Below are 26,414 nucleotides of genomic sequence, written 5' to 3' on the forward strand. Positions count from 1 at the left end.
CGTTCGGCGCGCGCACGCCCTCTTGGCGCCCGCTGGTTCGGTAGACGCGTGAGATGCGAGCGGATTGCCTGGCAGTCCGCGCCTGCCTTCCCCCCGGGCGGATGGAAGGGCTCCCGCTAGGTGGGCGGGAACGACGGCGTCCTGGGGGCTGGACCTAGGTCAGCGTCCCCCAGGCGTGGCCGTCGCCGTAGACGCCCACAAGGTCGACATTGAGCTTGGCGTCGCCGTCGGCGAAGTCGTTGAGGAAGGCGGTGTTGGCCGCCGCGTAGCGGCCGGTGTTCTCCAGCACCGCCGCGGCCAGCAGCCAGCCGATGATCCCGGCCTTGGCGCCCTCCGCCGAGCCCGCGAAAAGCTCGAAATAGTGCAGGCGGGTCATGTCCTGGCCGACCTGGTCGTAGAGCAGGTGCTGGATCTTGTCGTTCGTCAGGGTGACCCCGAAGATCTCCTTATAGGCCTTGGTCAGGGTCTGTTCGGCGTTCAGCGCGCCATAGTTGGTCTCGAACCAGGCATGGGCCTGGCCCTGGGGCGAGGCCAGGTTGACCGCGAAGTTGATGTAGCGGTTGTCGACGTTGAACTTCTGATAGTAGGCGTCGCTCAGGTCGCTGGCGTTGACGGTGTCCGCCGCGTGCAGCAGGTACGTCAGCCCCGCCGCCGTCGGCGTCTTGCCGGTGAAGAACGCGTAGGTCATCACCGCCACCGACGTCGTCCCGGCCACCAGCTTGTTCAGGTCGGTGACCGTCGAGCCGTCGACCATCTTCAGCGTCTCGACGCCGAGGATGGTGTCGTCGCCCTCGAAGCTTGTGGCCAGCAGGCCCGCGCCGCTGTGGGTGAAGATGTAGTCCTTGAGGTTGCCGCCCATCAGCACGGTGTCATTGCCCACGCCGCCGTCCATCAGGTCGTTGCCGTCGCCGCCGAACAGCGTGTCGTCGCCGGCGTCGCCATAGAGCTTGTCGTTGCCGCCCTTCGATCCGACGGTGTCGTCGCCGCCGCCGCCGTGCAGGATGTCGTCATCGGCGCCCAGCACGATGTACTGGTTTTGGTTGTCGCCGAAGACCACCTGGGATCCGTCGCCGCCGCCGACCTTGGTGGCGCCGACGATGGTCACGAAGTCGATGTTGTTGAGATTGATGACCGTGCCGGACGGCAGCTTGGTGACGTCGAGCACCAGGGCCGTCATGACGCCGTCCGTGGTCGGGCCGCCGTCGAAGGTGAGGGGGGTGTTCGACGGGGCTCCCGGCGACACGGTCGGGGTCACCGACTGCACCAGGATGCGCGAGTCGCTGGTCAGGCTGGAAAGGAAATCGCCGCCGGCCCCGGTCTGGCTGTTGTTTCCGCCCGCGGCCACGATAGCGGTGATCAGGTTGTTCAAAGAGCTTCCCGCTGTTTCCGGCTTGTCGCTGCCGGTGACGATCATGCTGAAGCCCACCGGCGCCGACACCGACAACAGCGACTGGCCGTTCTCGGTAAATAGCGGAATGTCGGCGGTCTGGTCGGTGGCCGAGGGCGTGACCGGCGCGATGACCGTCGTCTGGGTCACCGAGCCATCGGCGTTGGCGGTCTTGGTCACCTCCACCGGCGCGCCGTCGATCACCGTACCGGTCGTGGTCGACGGCGGCGTGCTGCTGCCGACAGTGACCGTCGTCGAGGCGACGGACTCGGCCGCTCCGTGACCATCGGTGTAGCTGGCCACGACACTGATCGTCTTGCCGACGTCGGCGCCGGTGAGCACGAGCGTGGCGTTCGTCGCGCCGACGATGTCGGCCCCGCCCGCCTTCCACTGGTAGTGGATGGTTCCGACGCCATCGGCGTCGGCCAGGGTGTTGCCGGCCGTCAGGGTCTGACCATCGACCGCCGCGCCGGCGATCACCACCGCGCCGGTCGGGAGGTCGTTGACGTTGGCGACCGTCGCGGTGGCGGCGCTGGTCGCCGACTCCGAGAAACCCTGTCCGTCGGTGTAGCTGACCACCACCTGGACCGTGGCGCCGACGTCGGCGTCGCCCAGCGTATAGGTCGCCTGGTCGGCCGCGCCGATGCTGACATAGCCGCCGCCCGTGTCGCGCCGCCAGTCGTAGTGCAGCGTCCCCAGGCCATCGCCGTCGGCCAGGGTCGAGACCGCGGTCAGGACCTGGTCCTCGGTCGCCGTCCCCGTGATCGACGCCCCGCCGGTGTGCGGATCATTGACCCCGGCGATGTTGGCGGTCGCGACGCCATTGACCGTCTCGGCCGCGCCCTTGGCGTCGGTGTAGCTGACCACCACGCGGATCGCCTTGCCGACGTCCGCGTCGCCCAGGGTGTAGGTCGTCGCGTCGGTCCCGACATCGTCGTAGCCGGCGCCGTTGGACCTTTGCCACTGATAGTGCAGCGTCCCCAGGCCATCGCCGTCGGTCAGGGCCGCGGTGTTGACCGTCAGCACCTGGCCCTCGGTCGTCGCGCCGGTGATCGTGACCGCGCCGGTCGGGAGGTCGTTGACGTTGGCGATGTTGACGATCACCGCGCCACCGGCCTGGGACGTGGGACCCGAGCCCTGGCCGCCGCCGGGCGAGCCGTCATCGAGCAGGTAGTTGAGCGTCACGCTGGAAGGCGGCGCGTCGCTGCCATTGGTGTAGGTGATATGGTTGATGACGTCATTGACCCGCGCCGTGGTGGCCGATGCGCCCGAGCTGGTGAAGCTGATCGTCAGCGCGCCGCCGCTATTGGTGAACGTGGCGAAGGTCAGCCCGCCGACCTGAAGGTCGCCGCCGGAGACCGTGAACGATCCCCCGCTGGCGAAGGCGAAGCTGTCGGCGGGGTTGGCGGAGGCGCGCTGCACCGTGAAGCTGGCGCCGCCGTAGTCGCCATTGCCGCCGTTGCGGGCGTCCAGCTCCAGGTCGGACACGGCCAGCGAGCCCAGCAGCGTCGCCGCCGTCTGCTCGGTCGCGCCGACCGTGGTGGCCGTGGCCGGCGCGACGGGGGTGTCGTTGGTCGCCGTGATGGTGGTGGTCAGGGTCAGGCTGGTGTCGCTGAAGCGGGTCTGACCGCCGTTGACGCTGACGTCCAGGAGCGCGCCGGCCGTCACCGCGCCGCCCGAGCTGTCGATCAGATAGGCGGTCAGGGCCGGCGTCGTCCCGTTGTAGTCGGCGGCGGGCAGGAAGCGGACCAGCGTGCCGGCCGCCAGCGCCAGGGCGGCGCTCTCGGTGGGCGCGCCGATCGTGACCCAGGCGCCGTTGAAATATTGCCAGACGCCTTCGCTGGTGGCGGCGTTGCCGGTAATGGCCACGCCGGCCAGGGTGTCGCCGCCGTCGATATCGGTGAAGTGCGCGCCGAAGATCGTCGAAACGTTCTGGCCGCCAGGCGCGGCGGTGTCTTCGTCGACGGCGGCCAGGGTGGCCGAGCCGGTCGGGATCGGGGCGTCGTTGGTCCCGGTGACCGTGACGCCCAGCGTCATGGCCGCGCCATACTGGCTCGAGCCGCCCGTGACGGTCAGGTCGGCGGTCGCGCCGGTGGTCACCGCGCCCGACGAGTCCTCGATCATGTGGACGGTCAGGCTGGGCGGCGAGCCCGAATAGTCGGCCGCCGGCGCGAAGCGCACCCGGGCGCCAGCGTCGAGGATCAAGGCCGAGGCGGTCGAGACGGCCGGCAGGTCATGCCAGACCGCGCCGTCATAGTACTGGTAGACCCCCTGGGTCGCGGACGCCGTATTGGCCGTCACCGCCACGCCCGCGAAGGCGTTGGCCGAGCTGCCGCCCGACACCGTGTCCTTGGCGTCCGAGAAGTGGCCGCTGAACAGCGAGCTTACCGTCTGGCCCGCGCCGGGCGCGGAGTCCTCGCCGATGCTGGTCAGGGCGACGGCCGCGCCGCCGGTGGTGACCGGCGCGTCGTTGACCGCCGTGACGCCATGGTCCAGCACCACCGTTCCGGCGCTGTAGACCGTCGAGCCGCCGTTGGTGGTGGTGGCGACGATCGCGCCGTTGGTCAGCGCGCCGCCGCTGGCGTCCACGACCCGCGCCGTCAGGGTCGGGGCCGGACCGTTGAAGTCGACGGCCGGCGCGAAGCGGATCGCCGTCGAGGCGGCCAGCAGCACCGACGCCGCGCCCGAGGCCGCGCCGACGTTCACCCAGGTCGCGCCGTTCCAGTACTGCCACTGGCCCGTGCCGGCGGCGGAGCCGTTGGCGACGATGGCGACGCCGGCGAAGGCGTCCAGATCGGTGTCGCTGTACTGGCCGCCGAACAGGGACGAGACCGTGTTGACCAGGGTCGTGGGCGAAACGTCCTCGGTGGTCGCCGCCAGGGTTTCCGCGCCGTCGCCACCCACGGTCGGGGCGTCGTTCACGCCGAGGACGGTGATCGCGTAGCTGTCGCTGTCGCTCTTCACGCCGTCCGCGCCGGAGCCGCCGCCATCGCTGGTGACGACGGACAGGGAATCCGTCCCGCTGAAGCCATTGTCGCCGAGATAGACGAGGCCGTTCGACGCCGCCAGGGTGGCGTTGATCGCCGCCTGCGTGCCGGTGATCGTGACGCTGGCCGTGCCATTGCCGGTCATGCCGCCCGCGGTCAGGCCGCTGGCGACATTGGTCAGCAGGGTGAGCACGCCGTTCGACACGCCGAGCGTCATCGTCATGGTCTGCGACGCCGGGGCGTCGACGTCGCTGATCTGCAGGCCGGTGATGGCGATGTTCGCGCTTTCGGCGCCCGTGGCGCTGGTGACCGCGCTGTTGACGGGCGCGTCGTTGACGCCGCTGATGTTGAGCGTGGTCGTGCCGGTGTTGACCGTCGACCCGGCCATGTCGGGCGTGCCGTCATTCAGCGTCCAGGTGATGGTGCGGCTGGTGTTGGCGCCGTGGTTGGTCGGGTTGTCACCCGTGGCCCAGTAGCTGACGCCGGCCAGGGCCGTCTGGTAGTGAGCCAGGGTGTCGTAGCCCGACAAGGTCAGGGTCTCGGTCGCCGCGTTCCACGACACGGTGATGTTGGTGGTGGCGATCGTGCCGGTGATCTGGCCCGATGATCCGTAGCCCAGGTGATCGTCGGCGGCGCTGGTCTCGCCGGTCGCGAACGTGCCGCCGGTGATCCGCACCGTGGCGCTGGTCAGGTAGCCCCCGTCGCTGTCGGCGACGGTCGGCGCGCCGGTCAGCAGCGTGGTCTTGGTCGCCGCCTGTTCGACGGCCGCCACGCCCGTGCCGGTCAGGCCGCTCAGCACCGGCAACTGCGCGAAGGTCAGGCCTTCGATATTGGCGCCGGTGTGGGTGAAGCCCGGCGAGAGGCTGTCGATCAGGGTGGCCGTCGTACCCGCGCCGTCCAGCTGGAAGACGTAGATGACGTCGTCCGTGTGCGAACCGTCGGTTTCCTCGCTCTCGATATAGAGCTGGCGCAGGTTCGGATCGAACGTCATGTCGCCGGGATAGAAGGTGTTGCCGCCCGGCATGCCGACCAGGGTCACCTGCGTGGCCGTGCCGTTGGAGGCGTTCTCGCTGATGTACCAGAGCGCGTTCTCGGAGGCATTGTAGTTGACGCCGCCGGACGGGTGCTGCGAGTGGGTCACGAAGTAGACGAGGTCGGTGCTCTCATCGACCTCGATGTCGCTGACGATGCCGTTCGAGTAGTCGTCGGGGAACTGAGACTCGCTGACCAACTTGGTGTGAGTGTTGGGACTGGCGATGTCGACACGGTAGATGTTGTTCAACAGGCCGTCGACACGCTCGGTATAGAACAGGCGGCCGATCGAGGAATCGAGCGCCATGTCCTGCGGGTCGAGGACGAAGTAATCGGCGCCTTCATTGGCGCGGTTGTCGCTCACCGCCGTGGTCAGGAAACCATTATCCGTCACCACGCCTGCCGCGTCGTAGCTGTAGACGCGGATTCCGGTGATGGCGCCGTCCGGCGGGAACGAGCCGTCCTGGGAGCCGACATAGATCTTCCGGTTGACCGCATCGACCTCGATCGTGTTGACGATGGCGGCGGCCGGGAGGGTCACGACGGCCGTCGGCGCCGCGGCGCTGCCGATCTGGCCGCGCACTAGGACGGCGTTGTCGTTGTTCTGGCCGCCGACTACCGCGAAGTAGTAGCCCGCCGCCGTATCGACGCCGATGTCGGACGTGAACGACGAGCTGAACTGGTCATCGCCCGCACCGCCCACGCCGTTGCTGGCGACCGTGGTCTGGCTGGTTCCGTCGCTGTTGATCCGGTACAGGCGGGTGTCGGAATCGCCGCCCTCGGTGAACACCCAGAGCTGACCCGTCAAGGCCGCGCCACCGGCCCGTTGCGGAGCGTTGTCGGTGTTGCCGTTTACATGCGCCATGGATCAACCCCAAATTTGAACAGGCGCGCGGCGTGGCGCCTTGAAACTATCGGGCTGTCCTGGATGGCGAAGATTCTCGCGGGCGCTTACTAAACGCGCTTGCCCCAAGAACAATATTCACTCGGCTCCACGAATCTCCTGGCCGATGCACTGTTCAACCCTGGGTTTTCGCCGTTGGCGACTGACGCAACCCAAGATATTCACCACACTTAATTGGCGAATATTTAACTCAGAGACCGGATAGGCAACGTATTTGTTATTCGTGACTCCGAATGTCCTTAGCTCTTCCCACCCATGTGTCGTGATTTCGACATCCGGCTTTCCGTTCCCGCCCGCCATTTCGCTTTCTAGCGCGCGTGATGTTCTTGCCATAGTCAAAGCACGTCTGAGACTTTTGCCCAGCCGTCGCCATTTTGGCCGCGAAAACACATTGGCGTCTTTGACTGAACGTGCCACTAATCTTGCACCAGCGTGCCAATCTTTCGGTTGTGCGATATATTCTAGACAACCATGGCGATAGTTTCACTTCCAACGCCGTATCCCGGACCCGCCGCGCGCCACGAGACCGACGCGCCGTCCGAGACCTCCGCGCCGCGCGTGGAGTGGATGCTGTCGGGTCATCAGGGGGCGGAGCGCTACCGGTCCGGCATGGCGCCGCTGCTCGACGTGGCGCTGCCCGACGACATGGTCTTCCATGATCATCTGCGGGGCTATCACCTGGGCCCGGCCGTGGTCGCCCGCCGCCGGTCATCGGCCCGCATCCTGACCCGCACGCGCGCCCTGGCCCGGCTGGACGGGGTCGACTCCGTGCAGGTGATCCTGCAGCTGTCCGGGACATTCCAGGTCGATTGCGACGGACGCGAGATCGGCGGCGGCCCTGGCGCGATCCGCATACTGGACATGGGCCGCCCCTTCAGCGTGACCGAGAGCGACGGCGAGATGATCGAGCTGAGCCTGGCCCGCGAGCGGCTGGACGCGGCGACGGGCGGCCGCGACGCTCACGGCCTGGTCTTTCCCGACGGCGCCGCCATTACCCGGCTGCTGGTCGCCCACCTGGAGGGTCTGGCCCGGGCCGCGCCCGAACTGACCCCGAACGAGGCGGCGGCCGCCGCCGACGCGGCCTGCGCCCTGGCCGCCGGCCTGATCGGCGGCCGGACCGGCCTGGATCCGGCCCAGCACGGTCCCGTCGAGGGCCGGCTGTTCGCCATCGCCCGCCGCTATATCGACGCCCAACTGGACAGCCGCGACCTGACCCCGACCGCCGTCGGCGCGCATCTGGGCGTCTCGCGCCGGACGCTCTACCGCCTGTTCGACGGCAAGCACGGCGTCGCGGGCTACATCCAGCAACGCCGCCTCGACCGCGCCTTCAGCGCCATCGCCCAGCATGCGCCCCCCGCGGCCTCGCTGGCCGAGATCGCCTATGCCCACGGCTTCCAGTCCGAGGCCCATTTCAGCCGCGCCTTCCGCGCCCGCTTCGACATGCGCCCGGGCGAGGCCCGCAGCTTCGGCCAGGACGGCCGCCGCCCTGTCGAGGTCGCCGGCCAGTCCGAGGTCGACAAGCTGCTGTCCTGGCTGCGGGGACTTTAAAGGCGCCGATGACCGCCCCCCTGTCGCCCACCCAGGTCGAGCCGCTGGCGACGGAGCAGGCGGCCGCCCTCGACCGCGACGGCTATCTGCTGCTGCGCGGCGCCGTACCCGAGGCCTGGCGCCAGGGCCTGCGCGACGCGTTCGACGCCGGCGTCGGAACCCCGGACCAGTGGGGCGCGCCCAAGGGGCCGGGCTGGCGCCACGCCCTGGTCGATCTCGATCCCCTGGTGCGGCGGACGTGCCGCGCGCCGGCCCTGCTGGCGGCGGCCGGGCGGCTGGTGGGCGGCCCCTTCTATTTCAGCCAGGTCGAGGGCCGCGAGCCCCTGCCCGGCGCCGGCCACCAGCCCCTGCACCGCGATGGCCTGGGCAAGCGCTGTGTCGCCGCCCTGATCTTCCTGGACGCCTATGGTCCGGACAACGGCGCGACCCGCGTGGTCCCGCGTCCTCTCGACCACGGCGCGCTGGATGAGTCCCTGGCGCGGACCCTGGCCGGCGAGGCGGGGGACATCCTGGTGTTCGACGCCGACCTGCCGCACGGAGCCACCCGAAACCGCGTCGGCGCTCGGCGGCGCTCCCTGCTGCTGAGCTTCCGTCCAGAGGCCGACCGGGCGGTCGACGCGGCCACCCGCGCCCTGCGCACCGTGCGGATGGACACCGCCGAGGTGTTCGTTCCGTAGCGGCCGGGGGCGTCAGTCGGTCGCACCCCGGAGACCCCGCCCGCAACCCTCGATTAACCATCGTGGCGCTTACTCGAACCTTCCGGCAACCTTGAGCGATCCGCTTTGGTTCATTCGTCCGCTCTCCTCTCGGCCGTTGAGGCTTTGGGCCCGTCACCGCAGGACGCCCCCGTCCCGGTGGCGCGGCCGTTCATGCCGTCGGCCGAGGCGATCCTGCCGTATCTTCAGCGGATCGACGCCAAGCGCTGGTATTCCAATTTCGGCCCGCTGCTGATCGAGCTGGAAGCCCGCCTGGCGGCGCGATTCACGCGTCCGACCCTGGCCTGCACCGCCGCCAACGGCACCCAGGCCCTGACCCTGGCCCTGCTGGCGCTGAACGCCAAGCCGGGCGGCCTGTGCCTCATGCCGGCCTGGACCTTCGTCGCCACGGCCCATGCCGCGATCCAGGCGGGACTGGTTCCCTGGTTCGTCGACGTCGATCCCGTCACCGGCGTGCTGGACGCCGACCATGTCCGCGAGCGCCTGGCGCATGCGCCGGGGCCCGTCTCGGCGGTGATCCCGGTGGCTTCGTTCGGCCGGCCGCTGGATCCCGCGCCGTGGGCCAGGCTGCGGGAAGACACCGGCCTGCCGGTGGTCATCGACGCGGCCGCCTCGTTCGACAGCGTCGGCGCCGCCCCGGTCCCGACCATGGTCAGCCTGCACGCCACCAAGTCGCTGGGCGTCGGCGAAGGCGGCTTCATCGCTTCCGAAGACCCAGCCTTCATCGCCCGCTTCCGGGGCCTGACCAGCTTTGGCTTCATGGGCGACCGCGAGGCGCGGTTCCCAGCCAACAACGCCAAGCTCAGCGAATATACCTGCGCGGTCGGCCTGGCCGCCCTGGACCAATGGACCTCGACCCGCACGGCCTACGCCGCCACCGCCCAGCGCCTGCGCATGGCCCTGCTGCACACGCCGTCGGTCGTCTTCCAGCCCGGCTGGGGCCCGGAGTGGGTGTCCAGCACCTGCGTGGTCGAGCTGCCGGCCGGTTCCGCCGACGCCGTCGAGGCGGCGCTGCGCGCGCAGGGCGTCGACACCCGCCGCTGGTGGGGCGCGGGCTGTCACACCAGCCGGGCCTTCGCGTCCTGCCCGGCCGATCCGCTGCCCGTCACCGCCCGCCTGGCGTCGGCGACCCTGGGCCTGCCCTATTTCGCCGACATGGCGCTGGACCAGGTCAACCGCGTCGGCCTCAGCCTCGCGCAAGCCCTGGCCTGAGCCCGCTCTGCGACGCCGCGCCGCATCCGCGCGGCCTTATGGTTAACCGGTCTTTAGAACTTGGAACCCTAGTCTCAGCCGTCGGTTGAGGAGCGTCCGAGTCAGGTGGGCACCAGCGGAAAAATCGTCGCGATCGCCAGCCACCTGCCCGAGCGGGTGCTGAGCAACGACGACCTGGCCGCGCTGTATCCCAGTTGGCCGGCCGACAAGATCCTCGACAAGACCGGCGTCCAGACCCGCCATATCGCCGCCCCCGACGAGACCGCCGTCGACCTGGCGCAGGCCGCCGCCGAGGCGCTGTTCGCCCAGGGCCGCTTCGGGCCCGGCGACATCGACTACCTGCTGTTCTGCACCCAGGCGCCGGATCACATCCTGCCGACCTCGGCCTGCATCCTGCAGCGGCGGCTGGGGCTGCGGACGGACATCGGCGCGCTGGACTTCAACCTCGGCTGCTCGGGCTTCGTCTACGGCCTGTCGATGGCCCAGGCCCTGATCGCCAGCGGCCAGGCGCGGCGCGTGCTGCTGCTGACCGCCGACACCTATTCCAAGCTGATCCATCCGATGGACCGCGGCGTGCGCAGCCTGTTCGGCGACGGCGCGGCCGCCACCCTGATCGAGGCTATCGAGACCGATGCGCCGGCCCTGGGCCCCTTCGTGTTCGGCACGGACGGATCGGGGGCCGAGAACCTGATCGTCCCGGCCGGAGGGTTCCGCCAGCCGCGCACGGCGGAGACGGCCGTCGTCACCGAGGACGCCTCGGGCAATCTGCGCTCGGCCGATCACCTCTACATGAACGGCGCGGCGATCATGACCTTCACCCTGGGCGCGGTCCCGGCGGCGATCGACAAGCTTCTGGCCCGCGCCGGCGCCACGCTGGACGACTACGACGCCGTCGTGCTGCACCAGGCCAGCGCCTTCATCCTCGACCGCCTGCGCCGCAAGCTGGCCGTGCCCGAGGACCGCTTCGTGGTGGCCCTGCGCGACTGGGGCAACACCGTCTCATCCACCATTCCCATGGCGCTGGAACCGCTGGTCAGGGACGGGCGTCCGCGCCGCGTCCTGCTGGTCGGCTTCGGCGTCGGCTATTCCTGGGCCGCCGCCCAGGCTCTTCTCTAGGAGCCCCTTATGCAAGAACTGTACGCCGGCCTGGCCGAGATCTTCGAGACCGACACCGCCGAGGTGAACGCCGACACCGTCCTGGCCAACCACAACTGGGACTCGCTGGCCATCGTCTCGACCATCGCCCTGGTCGACGAGATCCGTGGCGAGCTGCTGGACGGCGCGGCCCTGGCCGAATGCGTGACGGTGGCCGACATCGTCGCCCTGATCCCGCGGGCTCAGGCGGCCTGATCATGACCACGGCCACGTCCGCCGCTGGTGAGCGTCCGCGTCGGGGCGGCTACGCCCTGTCCGGCGTCGCCCTGCGCGGCGTGGTCTGCGCCGTACCCGGCGCGCCAGTGCCCAACGCCGTGATCGCCGAGACCCTGGGCGACCAGGCCGTGGCCGACGTCGTCAAGATGATCGGGGTCGAGACCCGCCACTGGTCCGCCCCGGACCAGACCACCGCCGACCTCTGCTTCGCGGCCGCCCGGCATCTGCTCCAGAAGCTGGACTGGGACCCCGACAGCGTCGACGCCGTGATCTTCGTCACCCAGACCCCGGACCATCCGCTGCCGGCCAGCGCCTGCCTGCTGCACGGACGCCTGGGCCTGGCCGCCGACTGCCAGGCCTTCGACGTCAATCTGGGCTGCTCGGGCTATGTCTACGGCCTGTGGCTGGCGGCCAGCCTGATCCAGTCCGGCTGCAAGCGCGTGCTGCTGCTGGCCGGCGAGACCATGAGCCGCCTGGTCGATCCCAACGATCGCGGCACGGCCGTCCTGTTCGGCGACGCGGGTTCGGCCTCGGCCATCGAGCACGATCCCGCCGCGCCGGTGATGCGCTTCCGCCTGGGCTCCGACGGCTCGGGGGCTGGCGCGCTGATGGTGCCGCAAGGCGGCTTCCGCCCCATCGATCCCGACCGAGCCTTCACCCTGGACCCGACCCGCCTGCACATGGACGGCGGCGAGGTGTTCACCTTCACCCTGCGCGAAGTGCCCAGGCTGGTGGCCGACACCCTGGCCGACGCGGACATGACCGGCGACAAGGTCGACGCCTATCTGCTGCACCAGGCCAACCGCTTCATGCTGCGCCACATCGGCAAGAAGATCGGCGCCACCGACCCTGAGCGCCTGCCGATCAATATCGACCGCTATGGCAACACCAGTTCGGCGACCATCCCTCTGCTGCTGGCCGACGACATGGCCCAGCGCCTGACCACGGGGGCGGAGACGCTGATGCTGGTCGGCTTCGGGGTGGGCCTGTCGTGGGGCGCGGTCCTGGCCGAGTTCGGGCCGCTGGCCTGCGCCGAGGTGATCGCCGCATGACCTTCTCGGCTGACGCGCTGAAGGATCGCTCCATCCTGGTCACGGGCGCCTCCTCGGGCCTGGGTCGGGCCACCGCCGCCCTGATCGCCCGGTGCGGCGGCCGGGTGATCATCACCGGTCGCGACGAAGCGCGTCTGGCCGCCACCCTCGAAGCCCTGCCCGGTGAGGGCCACACCGCCTTCGCCGCCGAGCTGAACGAGGCCGACGCCGTCGCCGATCGCGTCTCGGCCATCGCCGCCGAGGCCGGCGGCTTGGACGGCGTCTTCCACTCGGCCGGCAGCGAGCTGGTCCTGCCGGCCCGCCTGACCAAGGCCAAGCAGATCGACGGCGTGTTCGGGGCGGCGGTGCACGGCGCCCTGGGCCTGGGCCGCGCGGCCGGCAAGGCCAATGTGATGAAGCCCGGCGCGTCGATCGTGCTGATGTCCTCGGCCTCGGCCCAGCGCGGTCGCGCCGGCATGATGGCCTATTCCGCCGCCAAGGCCGCGATCGAGGGCCTGACCCGCTCCTTGGCCTGCGAGCTGGCCCCCAAGGCCATCCGCGTCAACGCCATCGCCGCCGGCGGGGTCGAGACCGAGATGCACGCGCGGCTGGCCCGGGGCCTCTCCGACGCCGGCATGAGCGCCTATGAGGCCCAGCACCCGCTCGGCTTCGGCCAACCCGACGACGTCGCGGGCGCCGCCGTGTTCCTGCTGTCGCCCGCCGCCCGCTGGGTGACCGGCGCGGTGTGGGCCGTCGACGGCGGCTACCTGGCCAGCTGAGGGGAAGGCGCGCGATGACGGACTATGTGCTGGTCGGCGGCGGGGCCTTCGCCCGCGAGATCCACGACTGGTTCGCGCCGGGTCTGCCCGAGGGCGACCGCTTCGTCGGCTATCTGGACGACGGCGACCGGCCGATGGCCGCCTTCGGCCGCGACCTGCCGCAGCTGGGCGACACCAGGGCCTATACGCTCGCCCCCAACCAGCGCCTGGTGATGGCGGTCGCCGGTCCGGCCGGCAAGGTCGCCCTGGCCGGACGGTTGGGCGGCCCCGACGCCTTCGCCACCCTGCTGCATCCGCGCGCCTGGGTCTCGGCCTCGGCCAGGCTCGGACGCGGCGTGGTCGTGGGTCCGTTCGCGGATGTCTCGGCCGACAGCCGGGCCGGCGACCTCGTCACCATCAACGCCCATTCGGGCCTGGGCCACGACGCCAGCCTCGGCGACTTCGTCACCCTCAGCGGCTATGTCGACCTGACCGGCGGCGTCACGGTCGGCCCGCGCTCGTTCTTCGGCTCGGGCGCGCGGGTGCTGCCGCGCCTGTCGATCGGCGCCGACTGCACGGTCGGGGCCGGCGCGGTCGTGGTGCGCGGCTGCGAGGACGGGGTGACCCTCTACGCGGCGCCGGCGAGGCGGCTTTGAACCCCCTCGACACCACCCTTCTGAACGGCTTCTGGCACCTCGTCGCCCACCGGAGCGAGCTGGCCGAGCCGGGCGCCTTCCTGCGCCTGGACTGGGCCCTGGGCGACCTCGTGCTGCACAATGACGAAGGCCAGATCGTCGCCTTCGACAATGTCTGCCCGCATCGCGGCGGGCGGTTCTTCGTCGAGGACCACGGCGTCGGCCGCGCCGTCTGCCCCTATCACGGCTGGAGCTATCGCGGCGGCCAGGTGCGCGTCCCGCTGGCCAAGACCTTCCCGCCCGGCGCCCTGGACAAGGTGGCCTTGCGCCACTTCCAGACCGCCTGGTGCGGCGACTTTCTCTTTGTCGGGATCGCGCCCGCGCAGAATCTGGAGGCCCAGCTGGCCGGCGCCTTCGCGCCCCTGGCGCGGGTCTCCGGCCACATCGCCGGCCGACGCGACTTCAACGCCTTCGAGTTCCAGGCCGACTGGCGGGTGGCGGTCGAGAACGCCCTGGAGACCGACCACGTCAACGCCGTCCACCCCCACACCCTGGCGCAGCTGGGGCTGAAGGAGGAGGCTACCGTCCATGACGGCCTCAACGTCACCTATACGGGCCACGTCACCGACAGCCGCACGCTGCGCGGCCTCAAGACCCTGAACCGCTTCTTCGACGTCGACGGCGCCTATCCGGGCTATTGGACGATCTATGTCTTCCCGTTCGCCATGGTCTCCTCGACCTTCGGCTATTCCTATTCGCTGCAGACCTTCCTGCCGTCGGCCACGCCGCGCCGTTCGCACTTCTGCAGCCGCCTGCTGGCCGGCAAGATCAAGCCCGGCTACGAGACTGCCGTCGCGGCGTTCCTCGACTCCAGCGCCCGGGTCAACCGCCAGATCTTCGACGAGGATCACGCGATCTGCGCCCGCGTCAGCCCCCACTATGACTTGACCTCCGCCGACCGGGTGTTCGCGCCCGGCGAGGCCCGCGTCGCGCGTCTGCACGCGATCCTGACGGCGATGACCCAGCAAGAGGACCTGCCCTGATGGCCTTGTTCGATTTCCTCCAGGAGGGCGCCCAAGAGCGGTACCTGCCCTCGATCAAGATCATCGCCGAGCGTTGGGACATCATGCTGGGCGAGGACGCCCTGGACGGCGTCAACGACTATACCTTCGCCGAGAGGGTGATCAGCCTGCTGGAGAGCGGCAAATACCGGGCCGACTTCATCCTGCAGGTGATCTCCGACCTCGGCTCGATCGCCTGGTGGCGCGGCCCGCATCTGAGCGATGGCCACGCGGCCCGGGTCGCGGCCCTGGCGCGGCGCCTGCACCTGAACGGCGCGGACGCCCTGATCCTGCCGCCACGCGACATTCCGCTCAGCGCCGCTCGGCGCGCCCACGTGGTCTTCGTCGGCGACCTGGCCGGTCCGTTTCACTCGCCGTCGCGCGGGGCGATCGACTATGTCGCCGCCCTGGCCATGGACCCGACGGTCGAGCGGATCGACCTGCACCATGGCGGCGAGATCAAGAACAATCTGCAGGCCTATATCGACGAGCGCCTGGGCGACGTCCCGCCCGAGCGGGGTCTCAATCTGATCTCCACCCAGGAGAACCCCAACTACCTGGTCGACGCGATCCGCAAGGGGCCTTGCACCTATCACTTCTGGTGCGAGCCGATCATGGCCCCGCAGATCACCATCGCCAGCCGCCTGGGCCCGACGGTGATGTTCACCTGCGGCGACGAGCCGCCGCCCCAGTACGCCGACGTCTTCTGGTACTTCCACGAGCCCCAGCACATGGCGCCGATCTGGAAGCGCCGCGGCGCGCCGGCCAGCTACATCCGCAACTACGTCCAGAGCCTGTCGGGGCCGTTCTACGACGAGGGTCCGCCCGCCCCGCGTTCCCGCGCCGAGGTCCACCTGCCGCAGGACGCCTTCGTCATCGCCACGGTCGGCAACCGCCTGGCGGTCGATCTGGACGAGACCTTCGTCACCGGGATGGAGAAGATCCTGCGCGACCGTCCCAACTGCATCTGGCTGGTGGTCGGCGGCCTGCCCGACAATCTGCTGGACGCCTGCCAGGCGATTCTGGGCGATCAGTTCCGCTACATCTACCAGGACCTGGAACTGGCCCGGCTGATGACCACGGTCGACGTGTTCGCCAACCCGTTCCGCCAGGGCGGCGGCAACAGCGCCATGATCGCCCTGACGGCGGGCGCGGTGCTGCTGACCACCAAGGACGGCGACGTCGCCTCCATGGCCCCGCCCGAGCATCGCGCCAAGGATCCCGACGACTATTTCGCCCGCCTGGCGACGCTGATCGACACGCCCGCGACCCTGGACGCCTGGCGCGGCCCGCAGCAGGAACGCTGTCGGCTGATGACTGACCAGACCCACTTCCTCAGCGCGCTGAAGGCCATGATCGACCTGGCCCATGAGCGCTTCGAGGCCCGCCAGGGCCGCACCCTGACCTCGGTGGTCAACGAGGACTGAGGGTTCGGACGAGGTTCGGGACCGGCGGCCCGTTCCGGCTCAGGCCGCGGCGAGCGCCGGCCCGGACAGCGCATCATTGTCATGCGCGTCCGGCCAGGTCGTCCGGCGGGCCAGGCGCGGCGACAGGAACAGCAGCGGCAGTTTCACGGCCAGCAACTCGCCGTGGATGAACCCGTCGACCGCGCGCTCGTAGGTGTTCGCCTGGCGTCGGCCATGGTCCGCGAGCCAGCCGTCATAGGGCGCCCAGTGGCTGGGTTCGTCCTGTTCGATCACACGGAAGATCTTGGTCAGGGACCCATCCCCGAGGACCCAGGGGTTGCGAAGCAGCACCTCGACCTGCCGGTAGCCTCGCTTCTCGGTGAGGGAGATGATCCGGCAGAGGCGTTCGAACAGATCCTCGCGGCCGATCAGCGCGGGGTCCAGCGCGTCGATCGGCGACCTGAACATGATCTCGACGAAGCGGTCGATGTGGCCGCAGGCGCGATCCACGTTCAGCGGCATGACGCCTCGCCGTTCGAACCAGCGCCGGAACATCATGTAGTGCTTGCGCTCGTCGGCGCGGTGCTTCTCGATCAGATCGATCAGCCTGTGATCGTCCGGCCAGCTCGAACGGACCGCCCACAGCATGCGGTCGATCGCCGTGTAACCGCGGTGCTCGTTGTAGATGTAGATCGAGCACAGAAGATCGAGATAGCGGTCCCTGAACGCGCCAGCCATGGGCTCAACCCCAGTCAACCGGTTCCGGTTGGCGCCGATGCGCCGCGAACCTTCACCACAACGGTCTGTCGGCGCGCCCGTTCCGCCGGGCCGCTCGGCCTTGTGTTATATTATATCACTACTAGATAGGAGCCATCGGGCGGGACCGGGTGTCGGCGGAGGCCGCGTCCGAATGTCCCGCGACGCGTAGATCAGGAGCGCCTTCATGACCCCCACCCTCGCCAGGGCGCTCGACGCCTCCGCCGTCGGGCTGTCGGCCCTGTGCCTGGTCCACTGCCTGGCCTTGCCGGCGCTGGCCCTGCTGCTGCCGGTGCTGGGCCTGTGGGCGCGGGCCGAGTGGGTGCACGTGGCCTTCGTGCTGGTCGCCGCGCCGGTCGCGGCGCTGTCGTTCGTCGACCTGTCCACACGTCGGCCGCGCTCCTGGCGCCTGGCGACGGTGGCGATCCTGGGCCTGGCCCTGATGATCGCCGGCGCCCTGGAGTTTCCGGCCGCCGCCGACGAGCGCGCGCTGACCGTGCTGGGCGGCCTGCTGCTGGCCGGCGCGCACCTGGCCAACTGGCGGCGCCGGCACAACGACGCGCGCTGCGCGGCCTGCGAATAGGATTGCGAGGCCGGCGCCGGGCGACGTTCAGAGGGTCGACTTGACCTGAAAACGCCAGAGCCGGCCTTGGATCCTTCGGGGTTCGAGCCGGGATTTTCACCGATCCTGACGGGATCGGCGTCAATCCAGACCGGTCTTGCCGGGCGCCCAATAGGCCTTGGTGACGATACGCCCCGGCGAGACTCCCTCCAGCTTCAGGCCCTGGCGAAGCTTTTGGATCGCGCCCGCCCTTCCGGTCAGAACGAAAGACGCGCCAGCGGCGACCCATGACGCGAGCGCAGCCGCCATCGCCTCGAGATGCGCGTCATCAGGGGCCCTTTTGAACAGCGCCGCGTCGGACAGACCCAGGCGCATCGTGGCCGCCCTGGCGTGATCGACATCGCCGACCTCGAAGACGCATGAAAGGGTTCCGGCGCTGTCCCGCGCGGCCAGCGCGTGGGCCAGGCCCATCGAGGTTTCGTCGCCGAAGACGACAATCGGTCCCGCCAGGCCCGCGACATCCATCGAGGGGCGCGGACCAAAGATGTCGCATTCAGCGCCGGGTTCGAGCGCTTCGAGCCAGCCGCTTCCCGGCCCGGCGCCGTGCGCGTAGCCGAGAATCCGGGCGCGCCCCTCGGCGCCGTCCCAGGCCATCGGGGTATAGGTTCGCGCCATGAACGCCGAGCCCATGGCGATCTGGATCTTTTGCCCTGGCGTCCAGTTCACGCCGGCCAAAGCCGGCCCCTCCAGCGTGATCAGCCGGAAGCGAGGGGCCAGCGGCTCTATGGCGGCGACGGTCGCGCGCTTCATCAAAAGGCGGGTCAGCGCCTGGCTCAGCCGCCCGGGCGGCTTGGGCTTCGGGCGCAGGGACAAGACGAACTTGGCCATCAGCCCACCCTCACGGCGAACTCGTTGCCGCGCCCCTCGTCGATCGGCAGGGTCTGGGCGAGGTAGCCGTTGGCCGGGTCGCGGATATAGGCGAGATAGTCCGGGTCGAAAGCGTTCTCGCCCAGAACGACGGTGCCGGATCGCAGGTAAGGCTCGACCAGCTTGAGCACCGGCAGGTAGAGCGAGAACGCGCCGTCCACCAGCAGCAGATCGACCTCGCCGCCGGAGTCCTTCAGCGTCTCGCGCGCATCGCCTTCGCGGATCTCGACCAGATCGCCAAGGCCCGCCGCTTCGAGGTTGGCGCGGGCGCGCGCCACCTTGCCGGGCTCGAATTCAGACCCGACGAGCCGCCCGCCGCCGTTATCGCGCAGGGCGGCGGCCAGATAGATCGTCGAAATCCCCATCGAGGTGCCGAACTCGACGATACGGGTCGCCTTGCAGGCGCGCGCCATCGCGTAGAGGAACCGCCCATAGGTTGGGGTGACCGCCAGATAGTTGCCGGCATAGCGGTGATAGACCGCCCGGTAGTCGGAGCGCTCTTCGGCCAGCAGGCCGGCGATCAATTCCTCCATCGAGGCGCCCGGCGCCCCGAGGGTCGTCATCATGGCTTCGAGATGTTCGCGGTCGGAAGCCTCGGCGTCCCCATGCAGCTGGGTCAACAGCTTGGCGACCCGTTCGCTGGCCAGTGTGGTCACGATGACTCCCTTGCGATCCGCGAAGCCGACCCGATCTCGACTTCTCCTGGCTGATCGGATAGCCGGGAGCGAGACTGGCGTCATTCCGAAGGATGGACAGAATGTTATCCAATCTCGCCATCGGCGATATTCGCTCCGGACGCGCGACATGCCGATCCTGAACATCGCGGACATGGACGCGGAAGATGACTGGATCGAGCCTGACGACGTGCCGCGTCCCATCGTGGCCCTTGGCGCGGCGATGGAAGGCGTTGGCGGGGTCGAGATCGACCATCATCGCCACCGGAAGGGGCAGATCATCCTGGTGCAGCAGGGCGCGCTCAGCTGCGAGGTCGAGGGCGGCCTGTGGATCGTGCCGCCGCGCAGCGCCATCTGGATCCCCGGCGGGGCGCTGCACGCCGTCAAGGCCAGCGGCGCGCTCGTCGGCTACAACGCCTTCATCGATCCCGACGTCGGCGCGGGCCTGCCCGAGGCGTGCCGGGCCGTGTCGGTGACGCCCTTGTTGCGCGAACTGCTGACCCGCGCGGCGCACCTGCCCTACCTGTACGAGGAAGGCGGCGCCAATTCGCGGCTGGTGGCCGTGCTGCTCGACGAGCTGGCCGTGGCCAAGGTCGAGGACCTTCACCTGCCGATGCCGGCCGACCCTCGCCTGCGCAAGATCGTCGACGAGATGATGGCCGCGCCGGCCGCGCGCGGAACCCTGGACAGCTGGGCCAGGCGCGCCGGCCTGAGCGGCCGAACCTTGATGCGCCTGATCGCCCGGGAAACCGGCATGAGCTTTGGCCGCTGGCGCCAACAGCTCGGCATCGTACTGGCCGTGAAGTGGCTGGCCGAGGGGGCTTCGATCCAGGCGGTGGCCGCCGACCTCGGCTATGAGAGCACGCCCAGCTTCGTGACCATGTTCCGAAAGGCGCTTGGCGCGTCGCCGGGCCGCTACATGGCCGAACGGCATCCGGCGCGCGGTTGATCCGTCCAAGGCTGGGCCGCCGGGTCAGGGCGTGAGCGCGTCCCGCGCGCCGGAGCATCTGGAAGCGCTTTCAGGCCCCGAATGAATTTTGACTTTTTCGTCAAAAGACTAGCCAAGGCCCAGATACACCAAACCCGCCGCGGGGGATAATCGCGACGGGCTGGCTATTTTCTCGATCATTCGATCTAGGCGGGCGTTTCCTCCCCGAAACGCCGAAGAACGGGAGCTCTCTGTTGGGCTCGTTTCGTCCTTGCATCGTCTAGAAACGTCAAATTCATGACGGTGTCAACGCGGCAAATCCCTTTTTCGCAAAGGTTTGGCCGAATTTTTGACGCGAGCGCCGTAGTTTGGACTGGAAAGTCGATTTTACCTTGTGAATCGATGTTATATTTTGACGATATCGTCAAAACTCAGTGGCCGAGCGCGATGGTGAAGCGATCCAGCACGGCCGAGCGCGACTCGAACACATAGTCCGGACGCGACACGGTGACGGGCTCCACCCCGGCGGCGGCCAGGGCGGCGGCGGCGTCGAACAGGTCGCCGGTCGCCAGCAGGGCGCCGTTGGCCCGGCGCGAACCGCCCTTGGCGACAAAGTCGGCCACGGCCGCCTGCCCCGCCGCGTCCTGCTCGGCCGGCCAGACCAGCGCGGCCAGCTTGCCGGCCCGGCCCTTGGCCTCGACCACGGCCAGCAGCCGCTTCAGGCTGTCCAGCTGCGACGGCGACCACGCCGCGATCAGCGAGGCGGTCAGCTGGGCCTGGCTCTTGAGGATCACGCCGTCCGACAGGATCTTCAGGCCGTTGGCGGCCAGGGTCGCGCCGGTGGTGGTGATGTCGACCACCAGCTCGGCCGCGCCGGCGGCCGGGGCCCCCTCGGTGGCGCCGCTGCTCTCGACGATCCGGTAGTCGGCGACGCCGTGGCGGGCGAAGAAGGCGCGGGTCTGGGTGACGTACTTGGTCGCCACCCGCAGGCGGCGGCCGGTCTTGGCCAGATGCAGGTGCCCGACCTCGTCGACATCGGCCATGGTGTCGACGTCCAGCCAGCTCTTGGGCGCGGTCACGACGAGGTCGGCGCGGCCGAAGCCCAGGGCGCGCAGCAGCATGACCCGGCTGTCCATGTCGTCGCCGCGCTCGCGCAGCAGGTCCTCGCCGGTGACGCCCAGGTGCAGGTCGCCGCTGTCGAGGCCGGCGGCGATGTCGCCCGCCGACAGCAGCCGCACCGAGACGCCGGGCAGGCCGGCCAGCTCGGCCGAATAGCCGCGCGCGCCGCCGGTCATCTCCAGCCGGAAGCCGCAGTCGGCCAGCCAGGCCTCGACCTGGTCCTTCAGGCGGCCTTTCGAAGGGATGGCGAAGATCATCGGCTCATTCTTCTCTTGGGAGGCGCTCATTCGCCGCCTCCCGCATAGGCGCGCGCCGGACGGACCATGCAGCCCACCGCGCCGGTGTTGGTGGAGACGCCCAGCTTGGCCGGAAGTCCGTCATAGCGGCCGCCAGCGGCCAGCGGCCGCTCGGCGCCAAGAGCGGCCGAATGCACCTCGAACAGGTAGCCGTCGTAATAGCCGAAGGCCCGGCCGAAGGCGGCGGCCAGGGTGGCGCGTTCCAGCGGAACGCCGCGCGCGGCCATGCCCGACAGGCGCGCGCGCCAGCCGGCGATGGCGGCCTTCAGGCGCTCGTCGTTAGGGCCGGCGAGCGCAGCGATGGCGTCGAGCGCCGCGTCCGGACGATCCGAGACGGCGAGGAAGGCGCGGACCTTGCCGGCCTGCTCCGCGTCCAGACGACCGGCCTTGGCGGCCTCGGCGCGCTCGACCAGGCGGTGGGCGATCTCGGCCGGGCGACGGCCGCCGACGGGCTCGATCCCGGCCAGCGACCACAGCTCCTGCAGCACCGCCGAGGCCTCGCTCTCGGGCAGGCCGGCCAGCAGCGAGGCGATCCGCGACTGCTCGCTGGAGAGGGCCGACGAGTCGCCGTCCAGCTCGGCCTTCAGCTGGCGCGGCTTGGCGAAGGCGCGCTTCAGCCGCGCGGCCAAAGGCGGGGCCAGGTCCAGGCTGTCGACGAAGGCGGCGAACAGCGAGACGTCGCCGAGGATCATCGACAGGTCCGAGCGTCCGCCAGCGGCGGAAGACGCCCAGGCCAAGGCGGCGATCTCGGCGTCGGCGGCCACGGGGTCGCCGGTCTCGAAGGCCTCGACGCCCAGCTGCAGGAACTCCTCGGCGCGATCCGAGCCGCGCGGGGCGACGCGGAAGGCCTTGCCCTCGTAGCGGCGACGCGCGGGTTGCCCTCCGTTCTCGAAGTGCTGCCGGGCCACGGCCACGGTGAAGTCCGGCCGCAGGCAGGCCTCCTCGCCGCCGTCGCCGGAGACGACGAACAGCCGCGAGCGCATGGCCTCGCCGGTTAGGTCCAGCAGCAGGCCCAGGGGCTGCAGCACCGGGGCGTCGGTCAGGGCCGCGCCGGCGGCCAGCAGCGGCGCGCGGATGGCGTCGAGCGCCTCCGCCGGAATGGAACGCTCGAGCCTCATGACCTAGCCCTCGATGATCTTCTGAACCGCCGCGACCAGCTGGTCGCGCGGGATGGTCTGCTGGCCCGGACGCTCGGCCTTCCAGGCGGCGTTGTCGGCCAGGCCCTGGGCGGCCAGGCGGCCGGCGTCGAGGTCCTTGATCGTCACCGTGCCGGCGGCGATCTCGTCCCCGCCCAGCATGACCACGGCCGGCGCGCCCCGGCGGTCGGCGTATTTCATCTGCGGCTTCATGCCCGAGGTCCCCAGATAGACCTCGGCGGCGACGCCCGCCGCGCGCAATTGTCCGACCACGGAGAAGTACTCACCCATGTGCGCCTGGTCGAACGCGATCACCACCACCGGGCCGCGCGCCGCGCCGCCCGGCTCGCGTCCGGCCGCCCGCAGCGCCGCCGCCAGGCGGGTGACGCCGAACGAGAAGCCCGTCGCCGGGGTCACGGCGCCGGTGAACCGCGCCACCAGGTCGTCATAGCGCCCGCCGCCGCCGATCGAGCCGAACGAGACCTTGTTGCCCTTCTCGTCCGTGGTCTGCAGCAAGAGCTCGGCCTCGAACACCGCGCCGGTGTAGTATTCCAGCCCCCGGACGATCGACGGATCGATGAAGGCCTGGTCGTCGGCGATGCCGAGGCTGGTCAGGGCCGCGTCGATCCGCGACAGCTCCAAGAGGCCCTCGTCGCCCTCGGCCGAGCCGCCGATCACCTTGGCGATATTGTCCAGGGTCGCCGAACGGCCCCCAGTGGCTCCAGAGACCCCGGCCGACACGAAGTCCAGCACCGAGTCGATCGCCTTGCCCTTCAGCCCCGCGCCCTTGGTGAAGTCGCCGCTCTCGTCCAGGCGGCCCTCGCCCAGCAGCAGCCGGACCCCGTCCACGCCCAGGCGGTCCAGCTTGTCAACCGCGCGCAGCACGGCCAGCTTCTGGCCGGCGCTTTCCGCCCCCGCCGAGGTCAGCAGACCGTTCAGCAGCTTGCGATTATTGATCTTCAGCACCGCCGCCCCGCGCGGCAGTCCGGCCGCCTCCAGCCCCTCGACCGCCATGGCGATGATCTCGGCGTCGGCCTCCGGACGGGCCGAGCCCACCGTGTCGGCGTCGCACTGGATGAACTGGCGGAAGCGCCCCGGCCCCGGCTTCTCGTTGCGCCACACCGGCCCGAAGGCGTAGCGGCGGAACGGCTTGGGCAGGGTCTCCCAGTTCTGGGCCGCGAACCTCGCCAACGGCGCGGTCAGGTCGTAGCGCAGCGCCATCCACTGGTCGTCGTCGTCCTGCAGCGCGAACACGCCCTCGTTGGGCCGGTCGCTGTCGGGCAGGAACTTGCCCAGGGCGTCGGCATATTCGAACGCCCCGGTGTCTAGGGCCTCGAAGCCGTAGCGCTCATAGACCGCCGACACCGCCTCCAGGATCGCCCGCTCGGCCCGCAGGTCGCGGGCGCGCTTGTCGGCGAAGCCGCGCGGCGCGCGCGCCTCGGGGCGGAAGTCTTGCGGGGTGTTCACAGAGTCGTCGGTCATCGTCGGTCCTTAGTCTTCAAGGCTTCGACGGATGGCGCTTATGCCAAGCCCCATCCGCTAGGCGGGGCTCTGGCTGGGTCGCTCGGCTTAGAGCGCGCGGACCCGGCCGATCCCGCGAGGCGAGGTCGGATGGTGGTGGCAGCCGTGGTGGTGCGGCAGGCGGGTCATCGGGCGGGGGTGTAGCGGATAGGCGAAGGGAGGGGAAGGGGGTCAAGGCGTAAGGCGATAGCGGACCATCTCTCTCAGCGCTCACGCCGCTACTAGTGCTGCGGCACCCTTCACCCAAAGAGTAGAGCCGCAGCCAGCGCAATGAATGGCGACATAATCATGCACCACATTGCCCCAGTGGTCCAACGACCATTAAGCTTCATACGACTTTCATTGTCCAATAAATGCTCATCAAGCAGAACTGCATAACCCGCAAGGCTCTCCACGAGCTTTTCATTATCTCTCACGACTTCTAGCCAGCCATTTGGTAGAGTACCGATACATCCAAATGCAATTGGTCGAGCTGCCCAGATTGAGCAAAAGGCCGCTAGACCAAATGTTATGCCCGCAGCGAGGGCCCCGAATTTTGCGCCCCCACTAAGGCTGCCCATCGCAGCAATCACAAAGGCACCGGCTGTGGCGCTAGTCCAAGTAGCCATGGCCCCGGCCCTGGCGTCGCTTGCAAGAGCAAACTGCACTTGCATCTTGAAGCGCTCTTCAGCCTGCCTCACAATCTCTACAATCATCGCAGGATCGCTCGGGATCAGATCGCGATGGTCGATTTGGGACGCGGACATCAATGGCTCCACCGAAAAATCCTGGGACGACGTCAAAGGGCGACGAACGCGGCGCTTTCAACGATCGAAACGCTCCTAGCCCGAAGCCCTCGCCTCAACCGGCGCCCAATCAAGCTCCGAAGCCCACCCCGAAGAAGTGATCGCGCCTTCCTAGAGGAAGGCCCCCTCCTTACATCTCACGGCGAGACGATCGCAGGGCTGATCAGGTCACTCAAGGACGACGCTCCGCGTCGCCGCAACGCGGCCGCCGGAGGCGGTCCTTGACTGACCTGATCAGCCCTGCACGCTGCAGCCTCCAAGAGATTTAAGGATCGCACCGACCTAACCGAGGTCGGGCAAGCACTGGTCCTTAAAGATAGTCAGCACGGAGGCTCTGCCACTCGCGCAGCAGGGCCTCATAGCACTCTCGAAAAATGCGCCCTTCATTGCCAGTCAATGGCGTGTCCAAGACTGAAAACGTGCGCCCTCGAATAACATCAAGGATACGCATCCCCTCGACATTATGTGCTGTAAGGGCCTGAGACATCACCCAAAGGCCTAATCTAGCCGCTTCCTCAGATAGCCCTGGCTGCTCAGGGAAATAGGGGTAGACGATCCGACGCCCATCGTCCCCCACGGTGATCGAGAGGGTGTTTTCGACTTTTACGACGCCAAGCCCTTCACAGTTGAATCGAGCACGAACGACATCCGCGCCGATCGTGAAAGGTTCATTGCGAAGACGCCGCCTCTCTTCCCACCAAGACAGAAAGCCATCAGTCAGCAACTCGTATAGCCGCCCGCGCCCGCGGTTCGATTCTATACGCGCCTCTGTGCTCTGCCGAAGATACGCCTCTCCCCTGACGTGCCGCTTAGCGTCAGCCCAGAACGGCACGTAGAAGTCACCGCCATCCCCTTGCGGCTCCCCGCGCTCTTGCTTGATGGTGTTGCGGATATCCTCTCGCAGGATGCGGATCCTGTCGGAGCGGTCTGCGTAGATCGCTCTTAGCAATTTGCCGAGACCAATGAGCTCAAGCGACATCGCGCTACCTCGATCTATTGAGACCAGCTTCCGCAAGGAAGCGCCGATACTGGAGCGAGTCGCAAAATATCAACAACTATTGCGAGTCTGACTCTACTCGTTTTAGGGCCTGACGTCGTAACGTCGGACGGCGGAGGAGTTGGAACGGCCTGGGTTGATGCCTGGCGCTGCCCCCTCCACCGGCGTTCGCCGGTCCCTCTCCCCCAAGAGGGGAGGAGAGCGGAGACTTCCAACGGCCTGCCCCAGGGGTCGCCAGCCGACCTTGGTCGGGGCGAGCCTTAAATCTCTTGGAGGCTGCAGCGTGCAGGGCTGATCAGGTCAGTCAAGGACCGCCTCCGGCGGCCGCGCGCGGCGACGCGGAGCGTCGTCCTTGAGCAACCCCTACAGCCCTGCGATCGTCTCGCCGTGAGATGTAAGGGGGGCTCCGACCTCGGGGGTCGGATGGCGGCGAGGGGCGCCTGACGGAAACCCTCTCTCCCTCTTTACTCAACAATTCTTGTCATCCCGGCCGCAGCGAAGCGGAGGGCCGGGACCCAGGGGCAACCGCATCGCGCCGGCCCCTGGGTCCCGGACAGCCTCTACGAGGCTTCCGGGATGACAAGGGGTGGGGATTGAGGGCGCTCTATCCCCGGCGTTCGCGATATGGAAATCTACGAAATCAAGGGCTTGTCGATTTTTCGCGC

General features: G+C 69.0%; 21 protein-coding genes and 1 pseudogene. 13 read left to right on the plus strand and 9 right to left on the minus strand.

Features of this window, described 5'->3' with window-relative positions; translation table 11 throughout:
• Positions 1–154: 154 nt before the first annotated feature.
• Positions 155–6,271: a hemolysin-type calcium-binding protein gene (locus tag AC1RNC_RS15170; protein WP_492887192.1), complete on the minus strand. Its 6,117-nt coding sequence runs from the start codon at positions 6,269–6,271 to the stop codon at positions 155–157.
• A gap of 510 nt (positions 6,272–6,781) precedes the next feature.
• Between AC1RNC_RS15170 and AC1RNC_RS15175 the strand changes: the two genes are divergently transcribed.
• From AC1RNC_RS15175 to AC1RNC_RS15220, 10 genes are all read left to right on the plus strand, one after another.
• Complete coding sequence (locus tag AC1RNC_RS15175; RefSeq protein WP_492887193.1) at positions 6,782–7,858, plus strand: helix-turn-helix domain-containing protein; 1,077 nt, start codon at positions 6,782–6,784, stop codon at positions 7,856–7,858.
• Between the two features lie 8 nt (positions 7,859–7,866).
• Entirely contained in the window at positions 7,867–8,535 is a 669-nt protein-coding gene (locus AC1RNC_RS15180) for a phytanoyl-CoA dioxygenase family protein (protein WP_492887194.1), read from the plus strand.
• Between the two features lie 192 nt (positions 8,536–8,727).
• On the plus strand, positions 8,728–9,786 hold the full coding sequence (locus AC1RNC_RS15185; protein WP_492887195.1) for a DegT/DnrJ/EryC1/StrS family aminotransferase: 1,059 nt from the start codon (positions 8,728–8,730) through the stop codon (positions 9,784–9,786).
• 105 nt (positions 9,787–9,891) lie between these two features.
• Positions 9,892–10,902, plus strand: coding sequence for a 3-oxoacyl-ACP synthase III family protein (locus AC1RNC_RS15190; protein ID WP_492887196.1), 1,011 nt, complete (start codon positions 9,892–9,894; stop codon positions 10,900–10,902).
• A gap of 9 nt (positions 10,903–10,911) precedes the next feature.
• The gene (locus AC1RNC_RS15195; RefSeq protein WP_492887197.1) at positions 10,912–11,136 is read left to right on the plus strand and encodes a phosphopantetheine-binding protein; all 225 of its coding nucleotides are present in this window, start codon (positions 10,912–10,914) and stop codon (positions 11,134–11,136) included.
• 2 nt (positions 11,137–11,138) lie between these two features.
• On the plus strand, positions 11,139–12,209 hold the full coding sequence (locus tag AC1RNC_RS15200; protein WP_492887198.1) for a 3-oxoacyl-ACP synthase III family protein: 1,071 nt from the start codon (positions 11,139–11,141) through the stop codon (positions 12,207–12,209).
• Complete coding sequence (locus AC1RNC_RS15205; protein ID WP_492887199.1) at positions 12,206–12,967, plus strand: SDR family NAD(P)-dependent oxidoreductase; 762 nt, start codon at positions 12,206–12,208, stop codon at positions 12,965–12,967. The genes AC1RNC_RS15200 and AC1RNC_RS15205 overlap by 4 nt, the downstream gene beginning before the upstream one ends.
• Positions 12,968–12,981: 14 nt before the next feature.
• On the plus strand, positions 12,982–13,602 hold the full coding sequence (locus tag AC1RNC_RS15210) for an LbetaH domain-containing protein (RefSeq protein ID WP_492887200.1): 621 nt from the start codon (positions 12,982–12,984) through the stop codon (positions 13,600–13,602).
• Positions 13,599–14,624: an aromatic ring-hydroxylating oxygenase subunit alpha gene (locus AC1RNC_RS15215; RefSeq protein WP_492887201.1), complete on the plus strand. Its 1,026-nt coding sequence runs from the start codon at positions 13,599–13,601 to the stop codon at positions 14,622–14,624. Before AC1RNC_RS15210 ends, AC1RNC_RS15215 begins: the two co-directional genes overlap by 4 nt.
• Positions 14,624–16,069 (plus strand): glycosyltransferase family protein, encoded by a 1,446-nt coding sequence (locus tag AC1RNC_RS15220; protein WP_492887202.1) that lies wholly within the window; start codon positions 14,624–14,626, stop codon positions 16,067–16,069. The genes AC1RNC_RS15215 and AC1RNC_RS15220 overlap by 1 nt, the downstream gene beginning before the upstream one ends.
• A gap of 39 nt (positions 16,070–16,108) precedes the next feature.
• Here the strand turns inward: AC1RNC_RS15220 and AC1RNC_RS15225 are convergent, their stop codons facing one another.
• On the minus strand, positions 16,109–16,786 hold the full coding sequence (locus AC1RNC_RS15225) for a ferritin-like domain-containing protein (protein ID WP_492887203.1): 678 nt from the start codon (positions 16,784–16,786) through the stop codon (positions 16,109–16,111).
• Positions 16,787–16,991: 205 nt separating this feature from the next.
• Here AC1RNC_RS15225 and AC1RNC_RS15230 point away from each other — a divergent pair, with 205 nt between their 5' ends.
• A complete protein-coding gene (locus AC1RNC_RS15230; RefSeq protein WP_492887204.1) occupies positions 16,992–17,387 on the plus strand; it encodes a MerC domain-containing protein in 396 nt (131 codons plus the stop codon).
• Between the two features lie 120 nt (positions 17,388–17,507).
• On the opposite strand, the gene AC1RNC_RS15235 is transcribed toward AC1RNC_RS15230, so the two are convergent.
• Both AC1RNC_RS15235 and AC1RNC_RS15240 read right to left on the minus strand, forming a co-directional pair.
• Positions 17,508–18,254, minus strand: a complete 747-nt coding sequence (locus AC1RNC_RS15235) for a siderophore-interacting protein (RefSeq protein ID WP_492887205.1) — start codon at positions 18,252–18,254, stop codon at positions 17,508–17,510.
• Positions 18,254–18,949: an O-methyltransferase gene (locus AC1RNC_RS15240; RefSeq protein WP_492887206.1), complete on the minus strand. Its 696-nt coding sequence runs from the start codon at positions 18,947–18,949 to the stop codon at positions 18,254–18,256. The genes AC1RNC_RS15235 and AC1RNC_RS15240 overlap by 1 nt, the downstream gene beginning before the upstream one ends.
• 148 nt (positions 18,950–19,097) lie before the next feature.
• On the opposite strand from AC1RNC_RS15240, the gene AC1RNC_RS15245 reads away from it, so the two are divergent.
• Positions 19,098–19,916, plus strand: a complete 819-nt coding sequence (locus AC1RNC_RS15245; RefSeq protein WP_492887207.1) for an AraC family transcriptional regulator — start codon at positions 19,098–19,100, stop codon at positions 19,914–19,916.
• Positions 19,917–20,326: 410 nt separating this feature from the next.
• Here the strand turns inward: AC1RNC_RS15245 and hisG are convergent, their stop codons facing one another.
• The 5 genes from hisG to AC1RNC_RS15270 form a co-directional block, all read right to left on the minus strand.
• The gene (gene hisG / locus AC1RNC_RS15250; protein ID WP_492887208.1) at positions 20,327–21,301 is read right to left on the minus strand and encodes an ATP phosphoribosyltransferase; all 975 of its coding nucleotides are present in this window, start codon (positions 21,299–21,301) and stop codon (positions 20,327–20,329) included.
• Positions 21,298–22,428: an ATP phosphoribosyltransferase regulatory subunit gene (locus AC1RNC_RS15255; protein WP_492887209.1), complete on the minus strand. Its 1,131-nt coding sequence runs from the start codon at positions 22,426–22,428 to the stop codon at positions 21,298–21,300. Before AC1RNC_RS15255 ends, hisG begins: the two co-directional genes overlap by 4 nt.
• A gap of 3 nt (positions 22,429–22,431) precedes the next feature.
• The gene (hisS, locus tag AC1RNC_RS15260; RefSeq protein ID WP_492887210.1) at positions 22,432–23,928 is read right to left on the minus strand and encodes a histidine--tRNA ligase; all 1,497 of its coding nucleotides are present in this window, start codon (positions 23,926–23,928) and stop codon (positions 22,432–22,434) included.
• A gap of 278 nt (positions 23,929–24,206) precedes the next feature.
• The gene (locus AC1RNC_RS15265; RefSeq protein WP_492887211.1) at positions 24,207–24,713 is read right to left on the minus strand and encodes a hypothetical protein; all 507 of its coding nucleotides are present in this window, start codon (positions 24,711–24,713) and stop codon (positions 24,207–24,209) included.
• A 349-nt stretch (positions 24,714–25,062) separates the two neighbouring features.
• Positions 25,063–25,731, minus strand: a complete 669-nt coding sequence (locus tag AC1RNC_RS15270) for a hypothetical protein (RefSeq protein ID WP_492887212.1) — start codon at positions 25,729–25,731, stop codon at positions 25,063–25,065.
• 458 nt (positions 25,732–26,189) lie between these two features.
• Here AC1RNC_RS15270 and AC1RNC_RS15275 point away from each other — a divergent pair.
• Positions 26,190–26,330: pseudogene (locus AC1RNC_RS15275) on the plus strand (hypothetical protein); the annotation flags it as partial.
• Positions 26,331–26,414 lie beyond the last annotated feature (84 nt).

This window comes from Caulobacter sp. GW822-FHT01G02, assembly GCF_058802865.1.

Excerpts from the sequence above, each read along its gene's own strand:
- AC1RNC_RS15170 (WP_492887192.1), bottom strand. The coding sequence starts at position 6,271 with ATGGCGCATGTAAACGGCAACACCGACAACGCTCCGCAACGGGCCGGT.
- AC1RNC_RS15175 (WP_492887193.1), top strand. The coding sequence starts at position 6,782 with ATGGCGATAGTTTCACTTCCAACGCCGTATCCCGGACCCGCCGCGCGC.
- AC1RNC_RS15180 (WP_492887194.1), top strand. The coding sequence starts at position 7,867 with ATGACCGCCCCCCTGTCGCCCACCCAGGTCGAGCCGCTGGCGACGGAG.
- AC1RNC_RS15185 (WP_492887195.1), top strand. The coding sequence starts at position 8,728 with ATGCCGTCGGCCGAGGCGATCCTGCCGTATCTTCAGCGGATCGACGCC.
- AC1RNC_RS15195 (WP_492887197.1), top strand. The coding sequence starts at position 10,912 with ATGCAAGAACTGTACGCCGGCCTGGCCGAGATCTTCGAGACCGACACC.
- AC1RNC_RS15200 (WP_492887198.1), top strand. The coding sequence starts at position 11,139 with ATGACCACGGCCACGTCCGCCGCTGGTGAGCGTCCGCGTCGGGGCGGC.
- AC1RNC_RS15205 (WP_492887199.1), top strand. The coding sequence starts at position 12,206 with ATGACCTTCTCGGCTGACGCGCTGAAGGATCGCTCCATCCTGGTCACG.
- AC1RNC_RS15210 (WP_492887200.1), top strand. The coding sequence starts at position 12,982 with ATGACGGACTATGTGCTGGTCGGCGGCGGGGCCTTCGCCCGCGAGATC.
- AC1RNC_RS15220 (WP_492887202.1), top strand. The coding sequence starts at position 14,624 with ATGGCCTTGTTCGATTTCCTCCAGGAGGGCGCCCAAGAGCGGTACCTG.
- AC1RNC_RS15225 (WP_492887203.1), bottom strand. The coding sequence starts at position 16,786 with ATGGCTGGCGCGTTCAGGGACCGCTATCTCGATCTTCTGTGCTCGATC.
- AC1RNC_RS15230 (WP_492887204.1), top strand. The coding sequence starts at position 16,992 with ATGACCCCCACCCTCGCCAGGGCGCTCGACGCCTCCGCCGTCGGGCTG.
- AC1RNC_RS15235 (WP_492887205.1), bottom strand. The coding sequence starts at position 18,254 with ATGGCCAAGTTCGTCTTGTCCCTGCGCCCGAAGCCCAAGCCGCCCGGG.
- AC1RNC_RS15245 (WP_492887207.1), top strand. The coding sequence starts at position 19,098 with ATGCCGATCCTGAACATCGCGGACATGGACGCGGAAGATGACTGGATC.
- hisG (WP_492887208.1), bottom strand. The coding sequence starts at position 21,301 with ATGAGCGCCTCCCAAGAGAAGAATGAGCCGATGATCTTCGCCATCCCT.
- AC1RNC_RS15255 (WP_492887209.1), bottom strand. The coding sequence starts at position 22,428 with ATGAGGCTCGAGCGTTCCATTCCGGCGGAGGCGCTCGACGCCATCCGC.
- hisS (WP_492887210.1), bottom strand. The coding sequence starts at position 23,928 with ATGACCGACGACTCTGTGAACACCCCGCAAGACTTCCGCCCCGAGGCG.
- AC1RNC_RS15265 (WP_492887211.1), bottom strand. The coding sequence starts at position 24,713 with ATGTCCGCGTCCCAAATCGACCATCGCGATCTGATCCCGAGCGATCCT.
- AC1RNC_RS15270 (WP_492887212.1), bottom strand. The coding sequence starts at position 25,731 with ATGTCGCTTGAGCTCATTGGTCTCGGCAAATTGCTAAGAGCGATCTAC.